General features: G+C 68.0%; 25 protein-coding genes. 21 read left to right on the forward strand and 4 right to left on the reverse strand.

What is annotated here, in order from left to right; all coding sequences use genetic code 11:
• The first annotated feature begins 654 nt into the window (after window positions 1-654).
• Together ACFFIA_RS03665 and ACFFIA_RS03670 are read left to right on the forward strand one after the other, a co-directional pair.
• Window positions 655-981, forward strand: a complete 327-nt coding sequence (locus ACFFIA_RS03665; protein ID WP_377245193.1) for a hypothetical protein — start codon at window positions 655-657, stop codon at window positions 979-981.
• 330 nt (window positions 982-1,311) lie between these two features.
• Window positions 1,312-2,967 (forward strand): DUF262 domain-containing protein, encoded by a 1,656-nt coding sequence (locus tag ACFFIA_RS03670; RefSeq protein WP_377245196.1) that lies wholly within the window; start codon window positions 1,312-1,314, stop codon window positions 2,965-2,967.
• Window positions 2,968-3,088: 121 nt separating this feature from the next.
• Here the strand turns inward: ACFFIA_RS03670 and ACFFIA_RS03675 are convergent, their stop codons facing one another.
• On the reverse strand, window positions 3,089-3,568 hold the full coding sequence (locus ACFFIA_RS03675; protein WP_377245199.1) for an NUDIX domain-containing protein: 480 nt from the start codon (window positions 3,566-3,568) through the stop codon (window positions 3,089-3,091).
• A gap of 168 nt (window positions 3,569-3,736) precedes the next feature.
• Between ACFFIA_RS03675 and ACFFIA_RS03680 the strand changes: the two genes are divergently transcribed.
• From ACFFIA_RS03680 to ACFFIA_RS03750, 15 genes are all read left to right on the forward strand, one after another.
• Window positions 3,737-4,948 carry a helix-turn-helix domain-containing protein gene (locus tag ACFFIA_RS03680; protein ID WP_377245202.1) on the forward strand — a complete coding sequence of 404 codons (1,212 nt, stop codon included), beginning with the start codon at window positions 3,737-3,739 and terminating at the stop codon, window positions 4,946-4,948.
• A 5-nt stretch (window positions 4,949-4,953) separates the two neighbouring features.
• Entirely contained in the window at window positions 4,954-5,505 is a 552-nt protein-coding gene (locus ACFFIA_RS03685; protein WP_377245205.1) for a flavoprotein, read from the forward strand.
• A 515-nt stretch (window positions 5,506-6,020) separates the two neighbouring features.
• Window positions 6,021-6,950 carry a helix-turn-helix domain-containing protein gene (locus tag ACFFIA_RS03690; protein ID WP_377245208.1) on the forward strand — a complete coding sequence of 310 codons (930 nt, stop codon included), beginning with the start codon at window positions 6,021-6,023 and terminating at the stop codon, window positions 6,948-6,950.
• Window positions 6,950-7,159 carry a hypothetical protein gene (locus ACFFIA_RS03695; protein WP_377245211.1) on the forward strand — a complete coding sequence of 70 codons (210 nt, stop codon included), beginning with the start codon at window positions 6,950-6,952 and terminating at the stop codon, window positions 7,157-7,159. Before ACFFIA_RS03690 ends, ACFFIA_RS03695 begins: the two co-directional genes overlap by 1 nt.
• Before the next feature lie 149 nt (window positions 7,160-7,308).
• Window positions 7,309-8,037, forward strand: coding sequence for a GntR family transcriptional regulator (locus ACFFIA_RS03700; protein WP_377245214.1), 729 nt, complete (start codon window positions 7,309-7,311; stop codon window positions 8,035-8,037).
• 127 nt (window positions 8,038-8,164) lie between these two features.
• On the forward strand, window positions 8,165-8,587 hold the full coding sequence (locus ACFFIA_RS03705) for a hypothetical protein (RefSeq protein WP_377245217.1): 423 nt from the start codon (window positions 8,165-8,167) through the stop codon (window positions 8,585-8,587).
• Window positions 8,588-8,683: 96 nt separating this feature from the next.
• On the forward strand, window positions 8,684-8,866 hold the full coding sequence (locus tag ACFFIA_RS03710; RefSeq protein WP_377245220.1) for a hypothetical protein: 183 nt from the start codon (window positions 8,684-8,686) through the stop codon (window positions 8,864-8,866).
• The gene (locus ACFFIA_RS03715) at window positions 8,866-9,081 is read left to right on the forward strand and encodes an AMED_5909 family protein (protein WP_377245223.1); all 216 of its coding nucleotides are present in this window, start codon (window positions 8,866-8,868) and stop codon (window positions 9,079-9,081) included. Before ACFFIA_RS03710 ends, ACFFIA_RS03715 begins: the two co-directional genes overlap by 1 nt.
• Window positions 9,082-9,241: 160 nt before the next feature.
• Window positions 9,242-9,646 carry a hypothetical protein gene (locus tag ACFFIA_RS03720; RefSeq protein WP_377245226.1) on the forward strand — a complete coding sequence of 135 codons (405 nt, stop codon included), beginning with the start codon at window positions 9,242-9,244 and terminating at the stop codon, window positions 9,644-9,646.
• Window positions 9,646-11,055, forward strand: coding sequence for an FtsK/SpoIIIE domain-containing protein (locus ACFFIA_RS03725; protein WP_377245229.1), 1,410 nt, complete (start codon window positions 9,646-9,648; stop codon window positions 11,053-11,055). The genes ACFFIA_RS03720 and ACFFIA_RS03725 overlap by 1 nt, the downstream gene beginning before the upstream one ends.
• Window positions 11,052-11,750 (forward strand): DUF2637 domain-containing protein, encoded by a 699-nt coding sequence (locus ACFFIA_RS03730; RefSeq protein ID WP_377245232.1) that lies wholly within the window; start codon window positions 11,052-11,054, stop codon window positions 11,748-11,750. The genes ACFFIA_RS03725 and ACFFIA_RS03730 overlap by 4 nt, the downstream gene beginning before the upstream one ends.
• 47 nt (window positions 11,751-11,797) lie before the next feature.
• Window positions 11,798-13,513: a replication initiator gene (locus ACFFIA_RS03735; protein WP_377245711.1), complete on the forward strand. Its 1,716-nt coding sequence runs from the start codon at window positions 11,798-11,800 to the stop codon at window positions 13,511-13,513.
• Window positions 13,510-13,794 carry a helix-turn-helix domain-containing protein gene (locus ACFFIA_RS03740; RefSeq protein ID WP_377245235.1) on the forward strand — a complete coding sequence of 95 codons (285 nt, stop codon included), beginning with the start codon at window positions 13,510-13,512 and terminating at the stop codon, window positions 13,792-13,794. The genes ACFFIA_RS03735 and ACFFIA_RS03740 overlap by 4 nt, the downstream gene beginning before the upstream one ends.
• 6 nt (window positions 13,795-13,800) lie before the next feature.
• On the forward strand, window positions 13,801-15,192 hold the full coding sequence (locus tag ACFFIA_RS03745) for a site-specific integrase (protein ID WP_377245238.1): 1,392 nt from the start codon (window positions 13,801-13,803) through the stop codon (window positions 15,190-15,192).
• Between the two features lie 202 nt (window positions 15,193-15,394).
• Window positions 15,395-16,204 carry an HAD family hydrolase gene (locus ACFFIA_RS03750; protein WP_377245241.1) on the forward strand — a complete coding sequence of 270 codons (810 nt, stop codon included), beginning with the start codon at window positions 15,395-15,397 and terminating at the stop codon, window positions 16,202-16,204.
• A gap of 266 nt (window positions 16,205-16,470) precedes the next feature.
• Here ACFFIA_RS03750 and ACFFIA_RS03755 read toward each other — a convergent pair whose 3' ends face one another.
• Window positions 16,471-16,902, reverse strand: coding sequence for a PH domain-containing protein (locus ACFFIA_RS03755; protein ID WP_377245244.1), 432 nt, complete (start codon window positions 16,900-16,902; stop codon window positions 16,471-16,473).
• Between the two features lie 239 nt (window positions 16,903-17,141).
• Window positions 17,142-17,876: a Fic family protein gene (locus tag ACFFIA_RS03760; RefSeq protein ID WP_377245247.1), complete on the reverse strand. Its 735-nt coding sequence runs from the start codon at window positions 17,874-17,876 to the stop codon at window positions 17,142-17,144.
• Window positions 17,877-18,096: 220 nt separating this feature from the next.
• On the opposite strand from ACFFIA_RS03760, the gene acs reads away from it, so the two are divergent.
• From acs to ACFFIA_RS03775, 3 genes are all read left to right on the forward strand, one after another.
• A complete protein-coding gene (acs, locus tag ACFFIA_RS03765; protein ID WP_377245250.1) occupies window positions 18,097-20,058 on the forward strand; it encodes an acetate--CoA ligase in 1,962 nt (653 codons plus the stop codon).
• Window positions 20,059-20,345: 287 nt separating this feature from the next.
• The gene (locus ACFFIA_RS03770) at window positions 20,346-22,724 is read left to right on the forward strand and encodes an immune inhibitor A domain-containing protein (protein ID WP_377245714.1); all 2,379 of its coding nucleotides are present in this window, start codon (window positions 20,346-20,348) and stop codon (window positions 22,722-22,724) included.
• A 170-nt stretch (window positions 22,725-22,894) separates the two neighbouring features.
• The gene (locus ACFFIA_RS03775; RefSeq protein ID WP_377245253.1) at window positions 22,895-23,218 is read left to right on the forward strand and encodes a hypothetical protein; all 324 of its coding nucleotides are present in this window, start codon (window positions 22,895-22,897) and stop codon (window positions 23,216-23,218) included.
• Here ACFFIA_RS03775 and ACFFIA_RS03780 read toward each other — a convergent pair.
• Window positions 23,196-24,299, reverse strand: coding sequence for a C45 family autoproteolytic acyltransferase/hydrolase (locus ACFFIA_RS03780; RefSeq protein WP_377245256.1), 1,104 nt, complete (start codon window positions 24,297-24,299; stop codon window positions 23,196-23,198). The genes ACFFIA_RS03775 and ACFFIA_RS03780 overlap by 23 nt on opposite strands.
• A gap of 60 nt (window positions 24,300-24,359) precedes the next feature.
• On the opposite strand from ACFFIA_RS03780, the gene ACFFIA_RS03785 reads away from it, so the two are divergent.
• On the forward strand, window positions 24,360-25,268 hold the full coding sequence (locus ACFFIA_RS03785) for an alpha/beta fold hydrolase (protein WP_377245259.1): 909 nt from the start codon (window positions 24,360-24,362) through the stop codon (window positions 25,266-25,268).
• Window positions 25,269-25,297 lie beyond the last annotated feature (29 nt).

Here is a 25,297-nt window from a genome sequence, read left to right on the forward strand (position 1 = left end):
GCTTCCACAACGAGGACGACCCCCGCCGGGGGGAGGCTGGTCAGTCGTAGGGCTGAGTGGTAGCGAGTGCTGTTCTGCGTGGTCAGGCGCATCGGTCGTGCGGTCCAGCGCGGTCGGTCGGGGCCGCGCAGGACGGCGTTCGCTGACTTTCTGCTGACTCGCTGATCTTGCGCGGATTGCCGCTGCTACAACGGATTACCGCCCCGGGCCGTAGGTCCGGGGCGGCTTGTCGTGGCGGCGGCTTGCCGCGCATAACTGGCGGTGGCGGGGCGGGATCTCCTCGGTCGGGCAGGCTCGCCCCTGCCCGGGGTTCTCCGGCCGGGTCAAGGCTCGCCGAAGGCGACCGCGAAGCGGCTCGGCCTTGGCGCGGTCGGAGGTTCTCGGGCAGCCGTCCCGGTGCCCGACCGAGGAGATCCCGCCGAGTGACTTGGCCTCCCCTGATCTCCGAGTAGGGCCGGGGTCCGGGGCAGAGCCCCGGCAGGGAGAGCGTGGTAGCGTCTCGCGCCAATCGTCGTCAGGGATCGGTGCGTGGTGATTGGGTGGCTCAGGAGGGGGCGGGCGTCGTGCCGCTGTCGTCCGCAGTGGCCAGCTCTGGTCACCGAACAGAACGGGTTCGTGATGCCGTGCGAGCCCTCTGAACACCCGAGCCCTTGGGTGCTGCTGATGGAGCTGTCCGCCCGCTGTGCCGAGTGTGGCGCCGCCTATCCGGGCAACTTCGCCATCGAGGCGGACACCCCGCCGCCATTCGCATGGGCACATGAGGCGAAGAAGACCGTCTGCTCCTGTAAGCCTGCATGGCCACAACTCATGGTTATGGTCGACGGTCAGTGGCACCTCGGCTACCCAGGGACGGACGGTGATTGGACTGTTGATGGGGCGGAGGAGCGGGCATTCTGCCGTAAGTGCGGGGCCTACTTCCTCGGTCACCTGGTGGTCGACCCTGATGACACCTCGCATCTTGTCGATCCCGATGAGGCGTAGCTGGTGCGGCGCGCCGCGGGCGCCCGAGGACGGGCCGGAGGCCCGCCCGCAGGGCGATCCGCGAGCGCGTACGGTGCGCCGCGCTTGCGCGGCGCCTTGATCCCTACGAGATGGTTTCGGCAGGCCGCGGCAGGCCGCCGGGCCGTCCATCCAGGGCCCTCAAGCCTCTGCCAACACTGATCAATCGCCGGAAGGCGGAAGTGGGGAGCCCTGCTCTCCAGCAGCGCACCGCCGTCCGAGGGCTGTCACCGCTGTTGTCGGGAACTCGTCCGTATTGGTGCGGGTTGGGCTTTTATCGATATAGTGAGCCCTCGTCGCGACGGAGGATCGATGGCAGACCCCACCAACTTTGGTCATGATCGGCTTGCTCACCTTCTTTCCGATCGGCTGCTGAAGGTTCCGAGGTTTCAGCGCAGCTACTCCTGGGATGACGCGAATGTAAAAGAATTCTTGGACGACCTTGAAAATGCCCGCTCAGGTAAGCAGTCATACTTCATGGGGACAGTCGTACTGGCGTCAGACACCGAGCATTCGAGTCGTCAGCTGATTGTCGACGGACAGCAGAGGCTGACGACTACCGCAATTCTCTTAGTCGCGATCCGAGACCGACTGAAACAGCTTGGCAAACACGACCATGCCAACGCTGTAGATGAAACCTACCTGCGCCGGTTTGAGCTAATGCAAGAGGAGCGCGTTACCCGTCTCATCCTGAATCCAGTAGATGCACCATCATACGAACGTATGCTATCCGGCAAATCCGGTACACCTAATCATCCTGTCGTGCGCTGTTATGAGATATGCAAGGGCCATCTCATGGATCTCGCGCCGGGCGACTCGGATTACAAGATCCTTCTCGACATGGTCGATCAGCTTGAGCGGAGAGTACAAGTTCTACTGGCACTCGCCAGTGAGCTATCTGAAGCCTACGTCATTTTCGAGACGCTGAACGACCGTGGGGCAGAGCTGACGACGGCCGATCTCCTAAAAAACTATCTGTTCAGCCAGGCGGGGCGAGACTACTTGGCGCTAGTAGAGCGCAGTTGGACAACTATCTCATCTGCGTTTGACAAAGCGGACGACCTAGTCAAGTTCATCCGGTACGAGTACATGTCAATTCACGGTAAAGTTACTATGAGGAACCTCTACAAGTCCCTGCAGGGAACGATCGGGAAGACGCCGGTAGGCATCAGAGAATATCTACTCCGGCTTGAGCGAGCTTTAGTGTCGTACCTAGCACTACGTGAACCAGACAACAGCCACTGGACTGGAATCAACACCGATGTTCGCGACTCATTGATGGCGAACCGAAGGTTTGGCTTTGAATCGAGTACCCCACTGCTGCTCGCCGCCTTTCGTTCCTGGGAAACCGAGAAGGCTGCCAAGCTAGTGAACAAAGTTACTGGTTGGTCCATCCGATCCGTCGTGGGCGGAAAAATCGGCGGCGGGCAGTCCGAGGAGGCCTTCTGCGCTGCCGCATTGGCTGTGGCGGGCGGAAAGGCCACGACTCAGGATCAAGTGCGGTCCCACCTGAGCCATGTAGTCCCAAATGATGAGGACTTCACCCAAGCCATCCAGGCATACGGCCCACTTTCCTTGGCGCGTGCTAAGTATTTGCTTGCGCGGATCGAGCGGCAAATAATTCTAGCTGGCGGTGGCAATGCTGAAGGACTGCCTGATTGGAGCAGTACATCCGTCTCGGTTGAGCACATACTCGCCGACTCAATGACCCGCCAGAGTTTCGAATCCGATGATGAGTTCACCGAGTTTGCTACCATGAGAGCAAGAATTCACAATTTGACACTCCTTGAGAAGTCTCTCAATAGGAATCTGGCGGATAAGCCCTTCGTTGAGAAGCGGGAAACCTATAGCAAATCGAAGTTCACTATGACGCGCCAAGCCGGAGAACCCGCTTCAATGGATGTCAAGGCTATTAGAGAGCGCGGGAGACTGCTGGCCCGTTACGCTCCAGCGGCCTGGCCGTTATAGCTCCGCCTTAACCACTCTCAGTGCCACCGCCGAGCGCCAGCCGCCACAAACGGCCCGTTTGGCCGCGTCTACTACTTAGTTGTTGGAGGGCTTGAACAGCTCGTGTACCACGACTGGATGTCTACTTTGTCGGCTCAGTTCCATGTTCGGCGTAGACGCCTCGCTCGCCGTTCTTGGCGTCGATAGCGGTGCGTATGCGGCGCGCGAGTCTGGCGATCGTGTACCAGTCGAGATCGTCGCCTGCAACGAAGCGCCACTCGGCTAACTCGCCGTCTGGAAAGGTGATCTGCGCTCGGGCGTCGTCGCCGAGTTCGCCGCCATCAAAGATGAAAAGTAGCTTGTCGCCTTCGTCCATGATAGGTGCCCAGTCCACGACCAGGAGGCCGGCGATCGGGGGCGTTAGGCCGAGTTCTTCGGTGATTTCGCGGATGCATGCGGCGCGAGGTGATTCGCCAGGCTCAACAAATCCGCCTGGGATGTCCCAGTACTCCTTGTAAGTCGGGCGCACAAGTAGGACGCGTCCAGCCTGGTCGGAGATGAGCGCGCCTGCGGCGACACGGGGAGTGGCCGTTGGTGGGCCTGCTTCTGAGGCTGCCGTCACAGGGGCAGCGTAGGTGAGAGACGAGTTGTTCCGGCTCAAGCAGGGTGGCGATGGCTTCCGTCGGGCGAAACAGGAGCTGTACACGCGGGCGTATCAGAGCCGGCGTCTATAGGCATCGCGGGATCGTGGGTGTGAATCGCCAAGGGCTCGTGCGATGGTTGGTGGGTGGTGTCTGGATCGGTTGGGGAGCGGATCGCGGCGTACCGGCGTCGTCGTGGGCTGAGCCAGACGGCGCTGGCCGGGCTGGTTGGCCGCTCTGAGTCGTGGTTGTCGCAGGTGGAGCGTGGTATCCGGTCGGTTGATCGGCTGTCCGTGCTGCTGGACATGGCGAAGGTGCTGCGGGTCGAGGTCGAGGCGTTGACCGGAGTTCCGTGGCAATATGCGCCCGACGGCGGCTCTGTCGCCGGTGGCCTGGGCGGGGTTCGCCGGTTCTTTACGCAGTACGACAGCTTATTTCCCGCAGAGCCGGTCCAGCGGATCGACGTGGCCGTGGTGCGGTCGGACGTCGTGCGCGCGCACGCGGCGTATCAGGCAGCGCGGTATGAAGAGGTGATCGGCGGGCTGCCCGAGTTGCTGGGCGCGGCTGATGTCCTGCATCGGTCGGCTCGTAGCGATGTCCGGCGCGACGCGCTGCTTGAGTACGTGTCGGCGTACCTGGTGGCATCGAAGCTGCTGACCAAGATGGGCGCTAGTGACCTGGCTCTACTTGCGGCAGACCGTTGTGCGACAGCGGCAGTTGACGCGGAGTCGCTCGCCGCGCGTGGCACGGCGGCCTACCAGGTCGTGTGCGCGTTGCTGCGAAGCGACCGACCGGAGGACGCCGAGTCCTTGGCGGTGCGGATGGCGGAGGAGGTCCAGCAGCACGCCAGGCAGGATGCGCCGACCCTGGTGTCGGTCGCGGGGGCGCTGTGGCTAATCGCGGCGGTGATCGCGTCTCGTCGGACTGACCGGATCGAGGCGCTACGGCGGCTGGATCTGGCGGACGGCCTAGCCGATCTACTCGGCCACGATGCCAACCATGCGTGGACAGCGTTCGGACCCACCAATGTGGCCATTCATCGGGTGTCCGTTGCCGCCGAACTCGGTGATCCGGCCGAGGCGTTGCGGCTGGCCGCGCCGGTAGAGCCAGACCGGCTGCCGGCTGGGCTGAGCAGCAGGCGGGCTCAGATCCACCTTGATCTCGCGTGGGCGCACGCGCAACGCAAGCGCGATGCCGATGCGTTGCTGCAACTGCTTGAGGCGGAGCATCTGGCGCCGGAGGCGGTCCGGTACAACGTGATCATTCGTGAGCTGGTGCGCGAGATGCTGGGCCGTCATAAGCGCGGGGTCAAGAGCAGCGCCTTGCACAGCCTTGCGGTGCGGGCCGGCGTGCTTGACTAGCTGGGATGGGCGATACGGATATCACGCTGGTCGTGTGTGGCGCACCACTGACGACAAGGACCCCAGATTTGGTCGGGGCACTGCTGGCGGATGGATGGCGGCCCACGGTGGTGGGCACGCCTTCGGCGTCCGCTTGGCTGGACGTCGAGGCAGTGGCGCGGCTGACGGGTGATGCGCCGCGGTTCGACTTTCGTTCGCCAGAGCAGGCGAAGCGTGGTGGTCCGCCGGCGGCAGTGGTCGTTTGCCCGGCCACCTTCAACACGGTCAACAAGGCGGCGGTCGGCGCTTCGGACACGTACGCGCTCGCGGTGCTCTGCGAGGCGATGGGGACCGGCATACCGACTGTGCTGGTGCCGATGGTCAACAACAAGCTCTGGGGGCATCCCGCCTGGGCGGGAAGCCTCGCGGTGTTCCGCAATGCCGGTGTGGCGCTGGTCGACATTCGCACCGGGCATCCTGACGTCGAGGCGGTAATGTCAGGTACCGGCGGTGATGTTGTGGCGCGGTTCCAGCCCGCCTGGGTGATCGCGCAGCTCAAGCGCCTCCTGCCGCGCTAACCGCGCTCCTCCCGCACATTTCTGCTGGCGCTGACCCGCACTTTTGTGCGGGTCATTTTTCGGTACGGGGTTGGCGCCACCAAAGCCTTCACGATGCGTAGCACGACGAAATCCCACACGACCCAAGTCAATGGCTGCCGCTGTTGACGATGTGGGAGCGCAGACCAGGAGGCGAGACCACCAATGAGTACGGCGGACGCAAGCGCTCAGACGTCCTGCGTTTCGTGTCGCGGGCGCGGCTGGAAGTTCGTGACCCACCGCACCGAGTTGCGGGCGTTGGCGTTGTCGTGTGGTGGTCGGGTGGTGTCGCGGCGGTCGTGTGTGGACTGCTCGGGTTCCGGTCGGGTGTCGGTGGGTTCGTGATGCCGGCGTCGGGGCGGGCGTGAATCGGTGGGCCGGGGGCGTTGGGTTTCTGGTTGCCGCGATGTTGCCCCGCCCGCTCCGGCGTCTTCCCCGTGTTGGTCGAGGTCCGGGGGCGCCTTGGCGTGCCTGGCCCTGATGCAGGAGGTTTTTTGGTGCCGACGAAGCGTGAGCAGTTTCAGCATTCGGTTCGTGCTCGGTATTTGGGTGAGCGGATGCGTCGTCTGCGTGAGGAGCGTGGGTTGACGTTGAAGTACATCGCCGCCTACCTCGGCGTGGAGTTCTCCACGCTCGCTAGGTATGAGCGGGCGGAGTGGCCGTTCCGCGCCGATCACGTGACGGCGCTGCTGGATGTGTATGGGGTGTTCGAGGAGCGTCAGCGTGAGGAGTTGTTGGCGTTGGCGCGTAACGCGTGGCGGGTGTGTGCCTGGGAGGTGGCCGGGGTCAGGGACAGCGATTCGGCGGGGATCAACGAACTGCCGGTCATGGATCACTGGTGGATCCAGGCCAAGGCCGAGGAGTTGTGCGTGTACGCGCCGGTGTTGGTGCCGCCGTTGCTGCGGTCGCGGGATTACGCGGAGGCGTTGATCCGGTTCCGGGAGCCGCAGATGGCGATGATGAAGGTGGAGGCGCTGGTTCGTCAGATGGTCGAGCGGCAGCAGGTGTTGGACGACCGGCCGCCGATCCGGCTGACGGTGATCTTGGAGGAGGCGGTTCTGTCCCGGCGGATCGCTGGTGACGCGGTGACGTTGGCGCAGTGGGAGTACCTGTTCCGCGCGGTCGATCGGCCGCATGTGACGGTGCTGGTGTTGCCGACGAAGGCTGGGTTGCATCACGGTGTGGATGGTGGGTTCACGGTGTGCCGGATGCCTGCGCCGTATCCGCCGGTGGCGTTGCTGGACCAGTTGACCGGGCGTGCCGTGATCGAGGCTGACGCCGCCGTCCGCTACAGCGAGGTGTTTGACAAGTTGAAGGAGGCCGCGTTCGGCCCGGGCGAGTCGTTGGCGCTGGTGGGCGAGGTGGTCGATCAACTACGCGGCGTCTCCGGGCGGGTGTCGGTCGAGGCTGAGGCGGTGACGCTCTGATGGTGACGATTCCGTTCGATTCTGACGCCACCAGGGCCGCAGTCACCGCAGCCGCGCAAGCGGTCGCCGCTTACGCGGACCGGCACGCGATCACGATCACCGCTGAGCAGTGTGAGGACCTGGCACAGACGCTGATCGGTCAGTATCAGGCGTTCGAGGCCGGTGTCCGGTACGCCACGCCCCCGCCCTCGTCCGAACCCGGTACGTAGGTCTCCCCTGACGTCTTCTGCCGCTGTCACGGCTGTTCGTGGCGGCGGCAGACTCGTGTCCGGGGTGGACCCAGTCTTGTTGGCTCATGCTCACAGGCACTACGCTCCTGTGTTGACATGTGATCACTGATGTTGCTGGGTGGTGGCCTGTGGCCGGCTATGAGGTGCCAACGCCGAAGTACCTGCGGGTGTTGAACACGCTACGGGAGCGGATCGAGTCCGGCGCCTACCAGCCGGGGGCGGCGCTGCCATCGGAGTCGCAACTGTGTACCGAGTTCGGCGTCTCCCGCCCCACCGTCCTCAAAGCCCTCGGCATCTTGAAGCAGGACGGGTGGATCGAGTCCCAGCAAGGCAAGGGCTCGTTCGTCCGCGGCCGCCCACCGGCGGGCCGGGGTGCGCCGCAGTATGCGCAGGATGCGATGGAGTTGGACGAGACGGCACAGGTGGAAATCCTGCACGTCGGCCCCGTGCTGGCGTCGGCGCGGATCGCGGCGGCGCTGGCGATCCCGGAGGGCACGCCGGTGTACGAGCGGCGGCGCCGGACGGTATCTGAGTTCGGGCCGGTCGACCTGGTCTGCACGTTCGTCCCGGTGGAGGTCGCGGTGGGTACGGCGGTCACGAAGCCGGAGCCGATCGCGGGGACGTTGACCGAGCACATCGGACGGCTCAAGCAGTTGCGGGCGGACTACGCCACCGAGCATCTGACCGCCCGCACCGTCACCGCCGAGGAGGCCGAAGTCCTGGCGGTGGAGGCGGGTGAGGCTGTCCTGTTGGTGACGGTGACCCTGCATCAAGCCTCTGGGGAGCCGATTCTGGCCTCGCAGATCGTCATGCCCGGTTCGCGGCACGAGATCGAGGACACCTACCCGTTGCCCTGACCTGCGGTCGGGCATTGACGGTTTGCGCTATCTGAAGTTTGTCTATCTTCTCCTCGCCTGTGTTTACAAGCCGAGCTAGCTTGTAAGCACAACAGGTTGTGTCTTGGTTGCATGTGAGGAGAAGCGAGTGGTTCCCCTGTCGTTGAAGGTCCCGGTCCCGTTCGACTACGTCTTCCCGCACGGCGCGCTCGGCCTCGGCGTGGACGCGCAGTTGGACTTCGACCGGCGTGGTCAGGCGGACGATCAGGCGCGGGACAAGGACTCCGGTGAGCGGGTCTGGGTCGTCCGCGTCATGGATCTGGACCCGGAGGCGGGCCGGTTCGGCCGCTCGACCGAGGTCAAGGTCAAGGTGATCGCGCCGCATCGTCCGGTGCTGCCCACGTCCACGGTGCCGGGCTATCCGCCTGCGGTCGCGTTCGACGGGCTGACGTTGACGCCCTATGTGGACTCCCAGCGGTGCAAGTCAACCGGCGGCTGTAAGGCGCGGATGGCGTACTCGCTACGCGCTACCGCCGTGCTGCCGGCTGCCATGTCGGCTCCGGTTGCTTGATCGCAAGGACTGTTCGCGGGGCGGGTCTTCCTCCGCCAAGAAGCCGGCCCGCCCCGCTCCCAACCCTGTTCCCCTCGTTTGGAAGGGAGGGCCGTGGTGCCCACCGTAATCCACCTGCTTCGGCCGTCGACGGGTCGTGGGGAGGTGTGGCGGCACTGCGAGATCTGCGACGACCTGGTCGCCATGCCACCGCACGCCACCATCTGCGACGCCTGCACCACCGTCACCGCCCCCGCCTACCGGCTCCGACTCGTCAGCGACGCCGAGGGGTGGTCGTGATGACCGGAACCTCGTTCGCCGCCGACCTGTCCGCGCTCCTGCGGTCGATGCCCGGCCTGACCGCCTCGGACGGCGAGCGGGCCGACTGGTTCGACCGCAAAGCCGACCTGCTCCAGCGCATCGCCGCCACCGATGGCCATCTGTCGGCGGAAGCCGTCGAGCTGGCCGGGATCGCCCGGCAGCGCGCTGCTGCACTGCGGGAGGGCCGGTCATGAGGTGCCTTCCCCGTCTATTCGGCCGGTCGCGGCCGGTGCTGGTGGATGAGATCCGTTGCCCGCACTGCCGGCGTTGGGTCAAGCCCCGCCGGTTCGACCTGCAGCACATGGCGTGCAAGACCTGCCGGCGCACGCTCGCCCGGCCGGGGTGGTGGGTGCTGTGACCCGACGTCGCATCACGACCGTGCATCGGCTCGCGGCGCCGGGCATCCTGGCCGCGCGGGAGCTGTACACGGGCTGCCCGGGCGACGTGCTCCGGGTCGCCGCCCTGGTGGAGATCGCCGCCGCAGCGGCGACGCTGGCCCGGACCGTCGTGCGGCTGCGGCATTTGGATCCGGCGGTCATTACGCCGCACGTCACGGACCCGACCGACCTCCGGGCGGTGCTGGGCCGGGGACAGTGGCTGCCCACCATGACCGGCCACGTCCCCGCACCACCTAAGGACCGGCTTCCTGCTGACCGGGCGTCAGCGTCGGTCCGTCGTCGGCAGGCACGGCGGGCCAGTGCGGCCGAACAGCTCCCGCTGCTACCGGCCAGCGGTAACGGCTCGGGTGGTGACCGCTGATGCCGCTGATCAACGTCATACCTGGGGACAAGATCCCGACCGCGCCGCTCAACGTCCGGATGCCGATGGGGCGGCTGCCCAGCTGGCTCCTACTCATCGTCTGGACCGTCCGAGGGCTGGCCCGCCTCGTCGTGCTGGCGGTCCAGTACTGGTGGCTGACCGTCCCGGCCGCGCTCGCGGTATGGGTACGGGCCGAGCACGGGACGGTGGTCCTGGGCGGCCTGGTCCTCGTCATCACCGGCGGCTGCCTGGCCTGGTGGCGCCTGCATCCCGCGTCGTGGCTGCGGTTCGGCTGGCATCCGATCGTCGGCCGATGGCGGCGACTGTGGGTCTACCGGCGGCGCTGGGCGGCTGCGATGGCTACCTGCGGCCTAGCGACCGTCTTCGACGGCGACCGGTACATCCCCCGCCTCGGCCGCGTCCGCTCCAGCCGCTACGGCGACGAGGTCACCGTGCGGCTGTTGCCCGGCCAGGTCCCCGACGACTGGGCGACGGCTGCGCCGAGGCTGGCGTACACGTTCCGGCTCCGCGACGGACGCGCCTACGCGACCAGCAAACCGGACCGGGTCACGCTGCGGTTCCTGCGACGCGACCCGCTCGCCGCCCTCGTCGCGCCGCTACCGATCGCAGGAATGCCGGACTTCGCCGCCCTGCCTCTCGGGGTCCGTGAAGACGGGGAGATCTACCGGCTGCGGCTGACCGGCACACAACTGCTCATCGCGGGGGCGACGAACTCGGGCAAGGGCTCGGTCATCTGGTCGCTGATCCGAGCCCTCGCCGGCGGAATCCGGACCGGGCTGGTCGAGCTGTGGGTCTTCGACCCCAAAGGCGGCATGGAACTCGCCACCGGACAACCGCTGTTCGCCCGGTTCGCCTACGAAGACCCCGACACCATGGCCGGCGTCCTGGAAGAAGCCGTCAAACGCATGCGCCAACGCGCCACCCGACTACGCGGCATCACCCGCCAACACATCGCCACGCCCGGTGATCCGACGATCGTGATCGTCGTGGACGAGCTGGCCGCGCTCACCGCCTACATCACGGACCGGAAGGTCAAGGAACGCATCCGCGAAGCACTCGGCCTGCTGCTGTCCCAAGGGCGGGCGGTCGGCCTCCACGTCATCGCCGCCTTGCAGGACCCGCGCAAAGAGGTGCTGCCGTTCCGGGACCTGTTCCCTACCCGCATCGGCCTGCGCCTGACGGAGAAGGAACAGGTGGACATGGTCCTAGGCGACGGCGCCCGCAACCGCGGAGCGTTGTGCGACCAAATCCCCGAAACCACCCCTGGCGTCGGCTACGTGGCACTGGACGGGGTCCGGGAGCCGGTCCGGGTGCGGTTCTCCTACCTCACCGACCACGACATCGCCCACCTCGTCCACGACTACGCCCGGCCGGGAGGTGCGGCATGAGGACGGAGCGGATCGAGGGCGTCGTGCTGGTCCTCATCCTCCTGGTAGTCGGCGGGCTGGCCGGGGCGGCGTCGTTCACCCACGTCCACGACTGGACCATGCACAACTCACCCGCCGGTACCGGGGACTGGTTCGGCTGGGCCAACGCCGCCATCTCCGAACTCATCCCCCTCGCCGCGCTGCTGACCATCCGAAGGCGGCGTCGGACCGGCGGCAGCACCGGCTACCCGATGTTCCTGCTCGTCGCTGCCGTGTGCCTGTCCCTGGCGGCGCAACTCGCGGTCGCCAAACCGGGCCTGTCCGGCTGGCTGCTGTCGGCCGTGCCGGCGCTGGCGTTCCTCGGCCTGTCCAAACTCGTCCTCACCGTCCCAGCCCCACCATCCACACCAGAGCCCGCCAGGACGGACCAGGACGGCGACCGTCCCGAGCCCGTACCGGTGCAGGTCAACACCGAGGACGACCAGGACGGCGTCACCGTCGACCTCATCCAAACCGCACGACAGATCGCCAACGAACACCAGACCACGACCGGACGGCCGATCACTCGCGACGAACTACGGGCCGCCCTACGGGTCGGCAACAGCACCGCATCAGACCTGCTGCGCCAGATCCGCCAACGCGACAACCGGACGGCGCTCGTGCCGGTGACCGGCTTCCCCTCTCGCAACGGAACCTCGGCCGGAGGTGACCAGTGACCGACCCGCACCCCGTCGACCCACGACCCGGCTCCCGCGCCGCCCGGATGCGCCAACCACTCGCCAAAGACGCACTGCGACTGCTCGCCGAACAACACGGCGTCTGCACCCGCCCCCTCGCCCTACGGCGCACCGACACACACACCGGACTCACCGAAGTCGTGGAAGTGCCATGCGGGGCGCGGCTGGCCGCCAAGTGCAAGCCCTGCGCCGAACGCAACCGCCGCCTCCGCATCCAGCAGATCCGGGAAGGCTGGCACCTGGCCGACGAACCCGCCATCCAACCCGACCGACCTACCGACGAGGTGTTGGAGCTGATCCGCTACCGGGCACACCTGGAATTCGCCCGCGAACAGCTCATGTACGAACCGATGACGCCCGACGAGCGGGCCGCGCAGCTCGCCGACATCGACGGCGCCATCACGGAGATAGACGAACACTTGGCGCAATCCAGCCTGCGCGGACACCTCACCCCACGCGACCGCGACGACAACCGGCCACGCCGCAAACGCTCCACCAAACGGCGGCAAGACTCCCCGGACCTGCCCCGCCTCCCGGTCGACAACCGGACCGTGGGCCGGGTCTACGCGGGGAAGACGGGCAAGACACACCGGCCCTCGATGCTGGTCACTCTCACTCTCGACTCCCACGGACCGGTACACCAACACATCCGACGCGGCGCCTACCTCCTGCCCTGCGAATGCGGGCAACGGCACAACCAACGAGACGACGTGCTCGGCACACCCATCGACCCCAACACCTACGACTACCGGCGGGCCGCACTCGACGCCATCCACTTCGCCCGCGTCCTGGACCGCTGGTGGCAGAACCTACGCCGGGCGGCCGGATGGAACGTCCAATACGCCGGCGCGGTCGAGCTGCAACGCCGGCTGGCACCCCACGCGCACTTCGCGATCCGCGGCACCTTACCCCGACGCCTGCTCAAGCAAGTAGCGGCCGCGACCTACCACCAAGTGTGGTGGCCCAACTTCGACCGACCGAAGTACACAGTGGACCGGCCGCCGGTCTGGGACACCGACCAAGGCACCTACGTCGACCCACGCACCAAACAGCCTCTACGGCCTTGGGGCGAGGCGCTGGACGACCTGGAAGAGACCGACGCGGAACCGGCCTACGTCGCCCGCCTCGGCCGCATCGACGCACGCGGCATCGAAGCCGGCGGCAAAGACACCGAACGGGCGATCCGCTACGTGACGAAGTACGTCACCAAGGACCTGACCGAGCACGCCGCACCGCAGTCCGACGCGCAGCGGGCACACTTCGACCGGCTCCACGCCGAGCTATCCACCCTCCCGTGCTCGCCGACGTGCGCTAACTGGCTGCTCTACGGCGTCCAGCCGGACGGCGTCAAGGCTGGCCTGACGCCCGGCCGCTGTTCCGGCAAGGTGCACCAGCGGGCCACCCTCGGCTTCACCGGGCGGCGTGTGCTCGTTTCACGGCAATGGTCGGGCAAGACCCTCGCCGACCATCGCGCGGACAACCGGGCGTGGATCCGCGCCATCCTCAGCGGCGGCCTGGCCGACACCGAGGACGAGGGCCAGGAGCACGCGGGCCGGTACAGCTTCGAGCTGGCACGGCCCGACGACCCCGACATCCCGCCCCTCGAACACCGCATCCTGCGCGCCGTCTCCGCACGCATCCGATGGCGAGCAGACCTGCACAGAGCGAAGCAACGCCTTTCGGCAATGACAGAAGCCACGACTGCGACAGCAAGCCACGAGCGAGCGGAGCAGAGCGCATGACCCACCAGCGAAAGGACCGAATGACCAACGTCATCCCCCTCGTCCCCCGGCGCGGCGACACCTCCACGACCCGCGCCGTCTACACCGTCAAGGAAGCGGCACGGCTGCTCTCCATCTCGGTCAGCTCGGCGTACGCCCTGGTCCGCTCCGGCGACATCCCCGCCGAACGGCTCGGCCGGCGCTGGGTCATCCCCCGCGTCCGCTTCCACGCCTGGCTGGACGGAGCGACGCAGTCACCGAGGCAACCGACCGGTACCGATGACCCGCGAAAGGGCTGGTGATCAGGCATGGGCTTCGTCAACAAGACCCCGGCGGGCACCTACCGGGCGAACTGGCGGGACGCGACCGGCAAGCAGAAGGCGAAAACGTTTCGCACGAAGAAGGAGGCCAACGCCTACCTGGCCGACGTAGAGAGTGCGGTCAACCGTGGTACCTATGTCGACCCGCACGCGGGCAAGGTGAAGTTCGGCGACTTCGCGGCGCGCTGGATCGAGGCCCGGTCGGTCGAGGCGCGGACGGCGGAGCGCACACTCTCCGTGATGCGCACCCACGTCCTGCCCCGCTGGCGTGACTGGCCGCTATCCAAGATCGAGTTCATGGCGGTGCAGGAGTGGGTGAGTGGGCTCGGCCGGGACCTGGCACCGGCGACCGTCGCCAAGTGTCACGGTCTGATGCTGATGATTCTCAGGACCGCTGTGCAGGCCCGCCTGATCGCCGTCAACCCGGCGGAAGGCGTCAAGGTACCTCGCAACCGGGCCGGCGACGTCAAGCCCGCCACGATCACGCGGGAGGCGTTCTTCGGCAAACTCCTGCCGGCTGTCCCGCCGGCTCACCGGGCCATCGTCTGCACGGCGGCCGGGGCTGGCCTGCGCTGGGGCGAGTGCGCCGGCCTCCCCTGGACCGCCGTCGACCTGGAGCAAGGCGCGCTCAAGGTGGCTCAGGTCGCGGTGGAGACGCACGGTGGCATCGCCATCCGGCCGTACCCGAAGAGCCGCGCGGGTGTCCGCACAGTGCCCATCCCGGAGTTCCTGAGCGAGGAGCTGGGCAAGCTCAAGCGAGACCACACGCTCGTCTTCGCCGATCGCACAGGACACCCGATGCGCCGATCCAACTTCCGGCGCCGCGTCTGGCTCCCCTCTCTGGTCCGGGCCGGCCTACTGGGCACGATCGCTGAGAAAGGCCCACACAAGTACCTCGCCACCTGGCCAGACGACGAGGGGATCGAGTGGTCGGCCGAGTTCACGACGCACAGGGAGGCGGTCGCTCACGTCGCCAGCAAGGCCGCGGGCGGCCTCCGCTTCCACGGCCTGCGGCACTCGTACGCGACCTGGCTCATCACTGACGGCGTGCCGGTCAACGTCGTCCAAGCGGTCATGGGACACGAGCAGGCGTCGACGACGCTCAACCGTTACACCCACGCGCCCGACGACTACGCCAAGCGGGTCCGAGACGCGCTCGCTGACGATCCGCTGACTTTCCGGCCCACCAAAGATCCACATCAGACGGATCAGGGCTCTGACCTGCGACGAAAGCGCTTCCACAACGAGGACGACCCCCGCCGGGGGGAGGCGGGGGTCGTCTGGGGTCCGGCTCCGGGGGGGTCGAGCCGAAACCCACTCAGCGGTCACGGGGGGTGCAACCGCCGAGAGCCTTCACGGACACGTCGCGTAGGGACGTGAAACCGCGTCGTAAACAAGCATGCCTGAGCGAACCGGCGCGCGTCGAGTGGCGTTTGCCGCAACTATCACGACACGCCGACTCAATACGGTGATCCGGGTCGCCGTGTCGCTGATCGGCGGCTCAGATCCGCAGGCCGGCGGCGCGACGGCCGTGACCCCGGGCACCCGCTGACCTTACGCCATCCCGCTACACTGGCGCGTCGTGGGCCGGAGTGCCGCCTTTTTTGACCTGGACAAGACGGTGATCGCTAAGTCGAGCGCATTGGCGTTCGGCCGGCCTTTCTACCGGGACGGGCTGATCACGCGCAGAGACGTGGTCAAGTCGGCGTATGCGCAGCTCATGTTCCGGCTGGGCGGCGGCACCGACGAGCAGAGCATGGCGCGCACCCGTGACTACCTGGCCGAGCTGTGCAAGGGCTGGCAGGTCGACCAGGTCCGCCAAATCGTGACCGAGACGCTGCACGAGCTGATCAACCCGTATGTCTACGCCGAGGCCGCCGCGCTCATCGAGGAGCACCAGGCGGCCGGGCGCGACATCGTGCTGGTCTCGGCGTCGGGCGAGGAGATCGTGCGGCCGATCGGCGAGTTGCTGGGGATCACCGACGTGATCGCCACGCGGATGACGATCGAAGACGGGCGGTACAACGGGCAGGTCGAGTTCTATGCGGCCGGCCCGAGCAAGGCGGTCGCGGTCACCGAGATGGCCAAGGAGCGGGGCTACGACCTCGGCGAGTCGTTCGCGTACTCCGACTCGATCAGTGACGCCCCGCTGCTGGAGACCGTCGGCCATCCCACGGCTGTCAACCCCGACCGCGCGCTGCGCCGCCTCGCCACCGAAAACGCCTGGCCGGTGCTGGAGTTTCGGCACCCGATCCCGATGGGACGGCGGCTGCGCGAGCGGCCCGCGGTGCCGGTGGCCGCGGCCGCGATCGGTGTTGGCGTGGGGGTCGCGATCGGCATCGCCTGGTACGGGCGCCACCGCCGCACGCGTACCGCGAGCACGAACCAGTAGTCACTCACCGTCACACAATCTTGCAAAGGCTAGCGATCAAGGCCGGACGGGCGTAGAACAAGAGGTGCGGACCCCGCTCGTCGGGCTCCGTGCACGGCCACCGGGCACCCACGCGCGACCAGCCGCGGCAGGCGCGTTGCGGCGGCACCCTTGAGGACCGCTGACAACGACTTAGTAGGTGCACGCTTGGTAACCCGGCCGGACGTGTGGTGACGGCGCCTCATCAGTGGGGCGCCGTCCACGTGTAAGGAGCGAGGGCTGCGGGATCAGGCCGGCGCGAGTCGGAGCGCGGCCGCGTGCCGCTCGCGCAGGTCGTGGTAGACCGCGCGAAACGCGCCCGGCTGGTTGTGGAAGTCGACGCCCTGCGCCCACAGCGACGTCGGCACGTCAGCACCGCCGACCCGCTCGATCAGCACCGTCATGCCGCTCGGGATCTCCAGCCGCCCGATGCGGTGCGCCCCCTCGTGGAGCCGGATCTGCTCGACGTCGCACCAGGCGATCGTGCGGGAGCGGATCAGCCCGCGCACCCGCACACCGTATGCGCTGACATAGACGCCCATCCGCGCGATCCGCCAGCAGCCCACCGCCCACAGCGCGGCCAGCCCGAGCCCGAGCAGCAGGACACCCAGACCGCTCAGCTCGAACAGCTCGACCGTGCTCCAGCCGAAGATGGCGAGCGCCGCCAGCTCCCACACCATGATCAAACGGCGGCCTCGGCCGGGGGTATACGGTCGCAGCCATCGAAAACTCACTCGCCAAGGCTAGCTTCCGTTTAGGGCGATCGGGATAGTCGGTCCGGGCCAAGGCCTGTTACATAAGGGCATGGCCGGCCTGCGGCGGCACCAGACGCAGCCTGGGCTCCGCCTCGGCTCGACCGACCCCTACCCCCCGTGACCGCGAGCGCGACGCGCACACCGCGGGCGTCCACAAGGGAGCCTCAGGAGACCGGCGCCGTGGCGGCGGCGACCTCCTCCAGCTCCTCGGCCGCCACCTCGACCGCTTGGGCGTAGTGGCGCAGCCAGGCGCGCAGGCCGTCGGGCGTACCGGTGGCGAAGGCGTTGGCGGCGCCCACGTACTCGGGCTCGCGGGCCAGGTGCCCGACCTCGACGGCGAGCAGCCCGCGCGGGTCGAAGCCGCTGGCGATCAGCGTCAGCCGCGCCGCCGCCCGGGCCACCACGCCGGACGGACCGGCGAAGGGTCGGAGGGCGAGCAGCTCACCGTGTACAACGGCGGCGAGCACCAGCGGTGACACCTGGGTACCACCGCTGACCAGGTGCATCAGCGCGTCCAGCCGCGGGCCGGGCGCGGTCGGGCGCCCCAGCGAAGCCTCGTCCACCAGTTCGCGGGCGGCGAGCACGTGTACGCGGGCCAGCACCTGCCGGGGCGCGCCCGACCACCGCTCGGCGAGGCCGCCCAGCGCGCCGGCGACCCGCAGCGCCCCCTGTACGACGGGATCGGTCACGGTGCCCGCGCGGACGGCTTCGCGCTCGTGGGCGTACCCCTCAAGAGCGGCGCTGGCCACCGCGGACCTGAGGCTGACCTCGGCCGCCACCTGCCCGCCCTGGCGCCGCAGCGCGCGGTGTCGCATGGCGGCGTCAGCCCGGTCGCGCGCGGACGCCACCGCCGCACGAACGTCGGCGAGGTCGAGGAGCGGTGCGAGTGGATCACCCATAGTGGCCAACCGTAACCGCGTGACCAGGGGTGCGCGAAACCTGCTCGGGACTGTTCGTAACAGGCTCGAAACGGCAAGATATGCGCAGGCGCGCCCGGCCGCCGCAACGATCGCCACGCTCGGCGATCGGTCCAACCCGCGCGGCGGTGGCTGGCCCGCGCCCGCACTAACCTCACTGAACAGTAGAGATTGACACTGACCCCGCAGGAGGAGCCGAGTTATGAGCGAGACCCTGGAGAACCTGCTGCAGGAGAACCGCCAGTTTCCGCCACCGGAGGCGCTGGCCGCGGAGGCCAACGTGACCGCTGCGGCCTACGACGAGGCGGCCGCCGACCGGCTCGGCTTCTGGGAGACCCAGGCGCGGCGGCTGACCTGGGCGACCCCCTGGGAGAGCGTGCTCGACTGGTCCAAGCCGCCATTCGCCAAGTGGTTCGTCGGCGGGCAGCTCAACGTGGCGTACAACTGCCTCGACCGGCACGTCGAGGCGGGCCGGGGCAGCAAGGTCGCCATCCACTGGGAGGGCGAGCCGGGCGACACGCGCACGATCACGTACGCCGAGCTGCACCGCTCGGTCTGCCAGGCGGCCAACGCCCTCACCGCGTTGGGCGTGACGGCCGGTGACCGGGTCGCGATCTACATGCCGATGATCCCGGAGGCGGCGGTCGCGATGCTCGCCTGCGCCCGGATCGGCGCCACACACAGCGTGGTCTTCGGCGGCTTCTCGGTCGACGCCCTCTCCGGCCGTATCCAGGACGCCAGCGCCAAGGTCGTGATCACGGCCGACGGCGGCTACCGGCGGGGCAAGCCCTCGGGGCTCAAGTCGATCGTCGACGATGCCGTCGCCCTGTGCCCGACGATCGAGCACGTGCTGGTGGTCCGCCGCACCGGCCAGGAGGTGGCCTGGGGCGACAAGGACCTGTGGTGGCACGAGACGGTCGAGCGGGCGAGCCCGGAGCACGTGGCCCAGCCGTTCGACGCCGAGCATCCGCTCTTCATCCTCTACACCTCGGGCACGACCGCGAAGCCCAAGGGCATCCTGCACACGACCGGCGGCTACCTGACCCAGGTGAGCTACACGCACCACGCGGTCTTCGACCTCAAGCCGGACACCGACGTCTACTGGTGCACGGCCGACATCGGCTGGGTGACCGGCCACTCGTACATCGTCTACGGGCCACTCTCCAACGGCGCCACGCAGATCATGTACGAGGGCACGCCGGACACGCCGCACAAGGGCCGCTTCTGGGAGATCGTGGAGAAGTACAAGGTCACGATCATCTACACCGCGCCCACGCTCATTCGCACGATGATGAAGTGGGGCGACGACATCCCCGCCAAGTTCGACCTCTCCTCGCTGCGGATCCTGGGCAGCGTGGGCGAGCCGATCAACCCCGAGGCGTGGATGTGGTACCGGAAGCACATCGGCCGCGACGCCTGCCCGGTCGTCGACACGTGGTGGCAGACCGAGACCGGTGGTGTGATGATCTCGCCGCTGCCGGGTGTGACCGCCGCGAAGCCGGGCTCGGCGATGTCCCCGCTGCCCGGCATCAGCGCGGACGTGGTCGACGACCAGGGGCAGTCGGTGCCCAACGGCGGCGGCGGATACCTGGTGCTGCGCGAGCCGTGGCCGTCGATGCTCCGCACGATCTGGGGCGACGACCAGCGGTTCATCGACACGTACTGGTCCCGCTTCGAGGGCATGTACTTCGCTGGCGACGGCGCCAAGCGCGACAACGACGGCCACCTCTGGCTGCTCGGCCGGGTCGACGACGTGATGCTGGTGTCCGGCCACAACATCTCCACCACAGAGGTGGAGTCGGCGCTGGTCAGTCACCCCAGCGTGGCCGAGGCCGCGGTAGTGGGCGCGACCGACCCGACGACCGGGCAGGCGATCGTGGCCTTCACGATCCCGCGCGGCCACGTCGACAGCGAGGGCGCCGCCGGCGAGGCACTCATCGCCGAGCTGCGCAACCACGTCGCGAAGACGCTCGGCCCGATCGCCAAGCCGCGCCAGATCATGCTGGTAGCGGAGCTGCCGAAGACCCGTTCCGGAAAAATCATGCGGCGGCTGCTTCGCGACGTCGCGGAGAACCGGTCGCTGGGCGACGTGACCACGCTCCAGGATTCGACGGTCATGGACCTCATCGCGTCCGGCATGAAGAGCGGCAAGGACGAGGACTAGCGTCCGTTCGGCCGGCGCCGGCCGTGACTACACCGGATAGATCAATACGCCGATAGGACCAAAGAAATATGGGCGGGCCCAGTGCGGGCCCGCCCATCTTTTTGTGACATAACGGGCGCGCTGATCAAATGGACGACCGTGAAAGGCTTCCCACCGCGCACTCAACTGTTTAGGTTTCACTCTGGCCCCAAACGTTTGGGCCAGCCATACGGACGTCGCCCGCCGCCAACCTCGCGGCGGTCTTGGCGTCCTACAAACCGGAGGTACCACTCGTGCGTAAAGTCATGGTGGGCCTGCTCACCGTGTCGCTCGCCTCGGGCATGGGCGTCTCGCTCGGCTCGTCGGCACTCGCGGCACCGCCGGCAGATTCGCCCGCTGCGGCCGCGCCGAAGGGCGAAGCCCCTCGACGTGACGAACTACCCAACCCCCTCGAAGACAAGCGGCGTGACCTGCGGGAGCAGGGCCTCACCGACGTCCTCAGTGGACGGGCGAAGCCCGAGTCGCGCAATGGCAGCACCGTTGTCAAGGTCGGCCAGTCGGACGGCACCGGCCCCCTCGCCAAGAAGAGCGGCAAGAACGGCAAGAAAGACCAGTACGTCGAGCTCTCCCGCGAGAAGACGGACCGGCTCTTCGTGATCCTGGCCGAGTTCGGCAACGAGCGGCATCCGGACTACCCGGACATCGACAGCGACCCGTCCGTCCCCGGACCGCAGCGCTTCGACGGTCCGCTCCGCAACGAGATCCCGGAGCCCAACCGAGCGGTTGACAACTCGACGGTGTGGCAGGCGGACTACAACCGCGAGCACTACGAGCAGCTGTACTTCGGCACCGGCAAGGGCGTGGAGTCGGTCAAGACGTACTTCGAGGCGCAGTCCTCGGGTCGGTACAGCGTCGATGGCACCGTCACCGACTGGGTCAAGGTGCGCTACAACGAGGCCCGGTACGGCCGCGACGTCTGCGATGTCTGCGACGGCCGCAACCCGTGGAACCTCGTGCAGGACGCCGCCAACCAGTGGGTCGCCGACCAGAAGGCCGCCGGCCGCACCGATGCCGAGATCGCGGCGGAGCTGAAGACCTTCGACCAGTGGGACCGGTACGACCACGACGGCGACGGCAACTTCAACGAGCCCGACGGGTACATCGACCACTTCCAGATCGTCCACGCGGGCGGCGACGAGGCGGACGGCGACCCGTGGCAGGGCGAGGACGCCATTTGGAGCCACCGCTGGTACGCCTTCGTCGACCAGGCCGGCATCACCGGTCCGGCCACGAACCCGCTCGGCGGTACGCAGATCGGCGACACCGGCATCTGGATCGGTGACTACACCGTGCAGCCGGAGAACGGTGGCCTGAGCGTGTTCGTGCACGAGTACGCGCACGACCTGGGCCTGCCGGACGACTACAACGTGCTCAACGGCGGCGACAACAACAACGAGCACTGGACGCTGATGGCGCAGAGCCGCCTCTCGGCCAAGGGCGACCAGGGCATCGGTACCCGTCCCGGCGACCTCGGGGCGTGGAACAAGCTTCAGCTCGGCTGGCTCGACTACGAGATCGTGGTGGCCGGACAGAAGCGGACGATCAACCTCGGTCCGCAGGAGTACAACAGCGCCAAGCCGCAGGCCGTGGTGGTGGTCCTCCCGCAACGGGCGCGGACCATCGACAACGGCGCGCCCTTCGAGGGCGAGAAGCAGTGGTTCTCCGGCAACGCCGACGATCTGCGCAACTCGCTCACCGCGCCGATCGACCTCACCGGCAAGTCGGCGGCCGCGCTGACCGCCAAGGTGCGCTACGGCATCGAGGCCGGCTACGACTACCTCTACATCGAGGCGTCGGAGGACGGCAGCGCCTGGACGCCGCTCGGCGGCACGGTCGACGGCCACGACTTCAGCAGCGACAGCGCTGGCCGGCCGGCGATCGACGGCGAGAGCACCGGCTTCGCCGAGGCGCAGTGGGTCGACCTGTCGGTGCCGCTGGACGCATACGCGGGCAAGTCGATCCAGCTCCGGTTCCGGTACGTCACCGACGGTGGTGTGTCGGAGGGCGGCTTCTATGCTGACGCGATCACGGTGACCGCCGATGGCGCCGCCGTGCTGAGCGACGGCGCGGAGGGCGACGGGCCGTTCGTGCCGGCGGGCTTCACGGCCATCCCCGGCTCGGAGACCCGCTACTTCGACAACTACTACATCGCCGGTCACCGCTCGTACGTCTCGTACGACAAGTACCTCAAGACCGGTCCGTACTTCTTCGGGTACTCGTCGAAGCCGGACTACGTCGACCACTACGCGTACCAGCAGGGTCTGCTCGTCTCCTACTGGGACACGTTCTACAGCGACAACGACACGTTCGAGCACCCCGGCGAGGGGCGCAACATGATCATCGATGCGCACCCGCGCCCGTTCTACCGGATCGACGGCCAGCCGTGGCGGGCCCGGGTCCAGGTGTACGACGCACCGTTCAGCCTCACCAAGGCCGACTCGTTCACGCTCCACGTGAACGACAAGCCGTCGTACATCCGTGGTCAGGGCGCGCAGCCGCTGTTCGACGACACCAAGAAGTACTGGTACGAGGAGCTGCCGAACCACGGGGTCAAGCTGCCCGCGGTCGGCGTGAAGATCCGCGTGGTGTCGGTCGACGGCACCGCGATGAAGATCCGCGTCTCCTGATGCCACTGGCGGGGCCCGGCGCTTGGCCGGGCCCCGCCGCCTTTCCGGAACCGATCCGGCCTGCCCTTCGTCTGATTAGAGTGGCTTTGCGGAAACTTGCGGTGCTGGCGGCGGCGGTCGTGCTGGCCGGATGCGCGGGCCCCACAGACAGTCCGGGAGAGGGAGGCACCGTGAGCGAGCCTCCGTCGAGTTCGTCCCCTCCTCTGAGCTCGTCCGCTCCCCCGACGGCGAGCCCGCCCACCGCACCGCCGAAGTCGCCGAGTGATCCCCGCCCGCCCAAGGACGTGCTGGTCGGCCGGGTCACGCGCGGTGGCACCGGCCCCTGCTACGGGCTGGAGACCGACGACGGCAAGCAGTACGCCCTCTACAACGCCGAGGGGATCTCGCTCGAGGTCGGCACCACGATCCGCGTGCGGACCGCCCCGCTGCTCCTGAAGATCGACTGCGGCCCGGGCGAGCCGCTGAGCGCGGTCACGATATCCCGAGTCGGGTAAATCCGTACTTGTTGCCGCACGGCGGTCCCTCGGCCAGCCCGAAGCGCCGCTCGTCCAGGTCGAGCAGCACGGAGTAGACCGTCTCCGCCTGCTCCAGCGGCTCGTCCCGCTCGTCGACGTGCCGGCAGATCGCCATCGGATAGCCGCCGTGGTCGCGGAAGACCGCCTCGAGGTCGTCTTCGTCCGCCTTGCGCCCGGCGATCCGGTCGCTGAGCAGCCGCCGTGCCCGCGCGCCCCGGAAGAACGACGCACCGCCGAAGTCGCGCTGCCGATCGTGTACCGGCAGCGGCGTCTCGATGTGGTTGGCGTGCGTGATGAACCCGTCCACCGGATGCAGCACGCCGAGATCGCCCGGCACCACCTCGACGTCGATGACCTCACCGCCGTACCGGCCCGCCTCGCCGGCCTGGCCGAGCAGCAGGTTGAGCGACGCGCCACGGGGCGTGCGCGCGGCCACGCGGAGCGCGCCGCCGAGGTGGTCTGCCTCCAGCACCGCGCGGAGCAGCACGTGGTACGGCACCACGCCCTCGCCCGGCCCGTCGCGGTCGCTGCCGAGCATGTTGAGACACACGCCCAGCCCGGCCGAGTTGAGCCCCGCCTTGGCCAGCATCCCCGCCTCGGCGAGCGTGATCACCTCGAAGCCCCGCTCGTCGCGGGTCTGGAGCACGATCATCGCCTCGCGCTGGGCCGGATGCCAGTCCCAGTTCTGACCGAGCAGCGTGTTGCCGCTGGTGGTGTGCGTGTCGAGTACGCCGATCGAGGTGCAGCCGCCGTCGCGCCGCTGGCCGTAGATCAGCTCGGTGCGGCCGTTGAGCGCGTACAACTCCTCGACGCCCGCCCCCGCGCCCTCGGCCACCGCGTCGAGCATCGCGGCGACCCGGGGATGCACGGCGGTGGAGGCGCGGCGGAACTCGGCGCCCGCGGCCCGTACAGCCGTGGCGTCCAGCCCCGCCTGATCGTGGAATCGTCGCAGGTAGAGGCGCACGTTGGCGGCGATGAGGGGAGCCGCGGCGGCGCCGTACGCCGCGCCGCACTCCGCCGGTGTGCCGGACACGGAGATCACCGAGATAGGCAGGGTCACCCTCTGAACGGTAGTAGCGTGTCCAGGTCATTCGCGTCGTCTGACCGTACGCTGGGCGCCATGGACGACTCTTGCGTGCTGGTGGACGGGCCCTGGACGCACCGTTTTGTCGGGGCCAACGGCACGCGCTTCCACGCCGTCGAGGTCGGCACCGGCCCGCTGGTGCTCTTCCTGCACGGCTTTCCGGAATTCTGGTGGGCCTGGCACGACCTGCTGCCGGGCGTCGCCGACGCGGGCTTCCGCGCCGTCGCGGTCGACATGCGGGGGTACGGCGCGAGCGACAAGCCGCCGCGCGGCTACGACGGCTACACCATGGCGGCCGACATCACCGGGCTGATCCGGGCGCTGGGCGAGCGCTCCGCGGTGATCGTCGGCACCGGTTTCGGCGGCATGCTCGGCTGGACGGCGGCCGCCTTCCACCCCAAGATGGTGCGGCGCCTCGTCGTGCTCGGCGCCGCCCACCCGCTGCGGCTGCGCGCCGCGCTCTTCGCCGACCCGCGAGGGCAGTTCTCCGCCTCCTCCATCACCCTCAAGTTCCAGATCCCGCGGTACGAGCATGTGCTCACCAAAGACGACGCCGCACTGGTCGGCACGTTCCTGCGCCGGTGCGCGGGGCCGGCGTGGGTCGCCAGCGCGGGATACGCCGACTACGAGCGCCGGTGCCGGGAGGCGATGCAGATCCCGCAGGCGGCGTTCTGCGCGCTGGAGGCTTACCGGTGGGCGTTTCGGTCGGTGTTGCGGCTGCACGGATACCGCTTCGTCAAGGCGCTCCAGCAGCCGCTCGTGACGCCGACACTCCAACTGCACGGCGCGCTCGACCAGGCGATCCTGCCGCGTACGGCACAGGGCTCGGGGCGATACGTGATCGCGCCGTACGAGTGGCGGGTCCTCGACGGGATCGGGCACTTCCCGCATGTGGAGGCGCCGGAGGTGGTGCTGGGCGAGGTGCTGAGGTGGGCCAAGTCGTAGCTCGATGCTCGGAGTGTGCTTTGTGGACG

Source organism: Phytohabitans kaempferiae (assembly GCF_042433955.1).
Taxonomy (GTDB): Bacteria; Actinomycetota; Actinomycetes; order Mycobacteriales; family Micromonosporaceae; genus Phytohabitans; species Phytohabitans kaempferiae.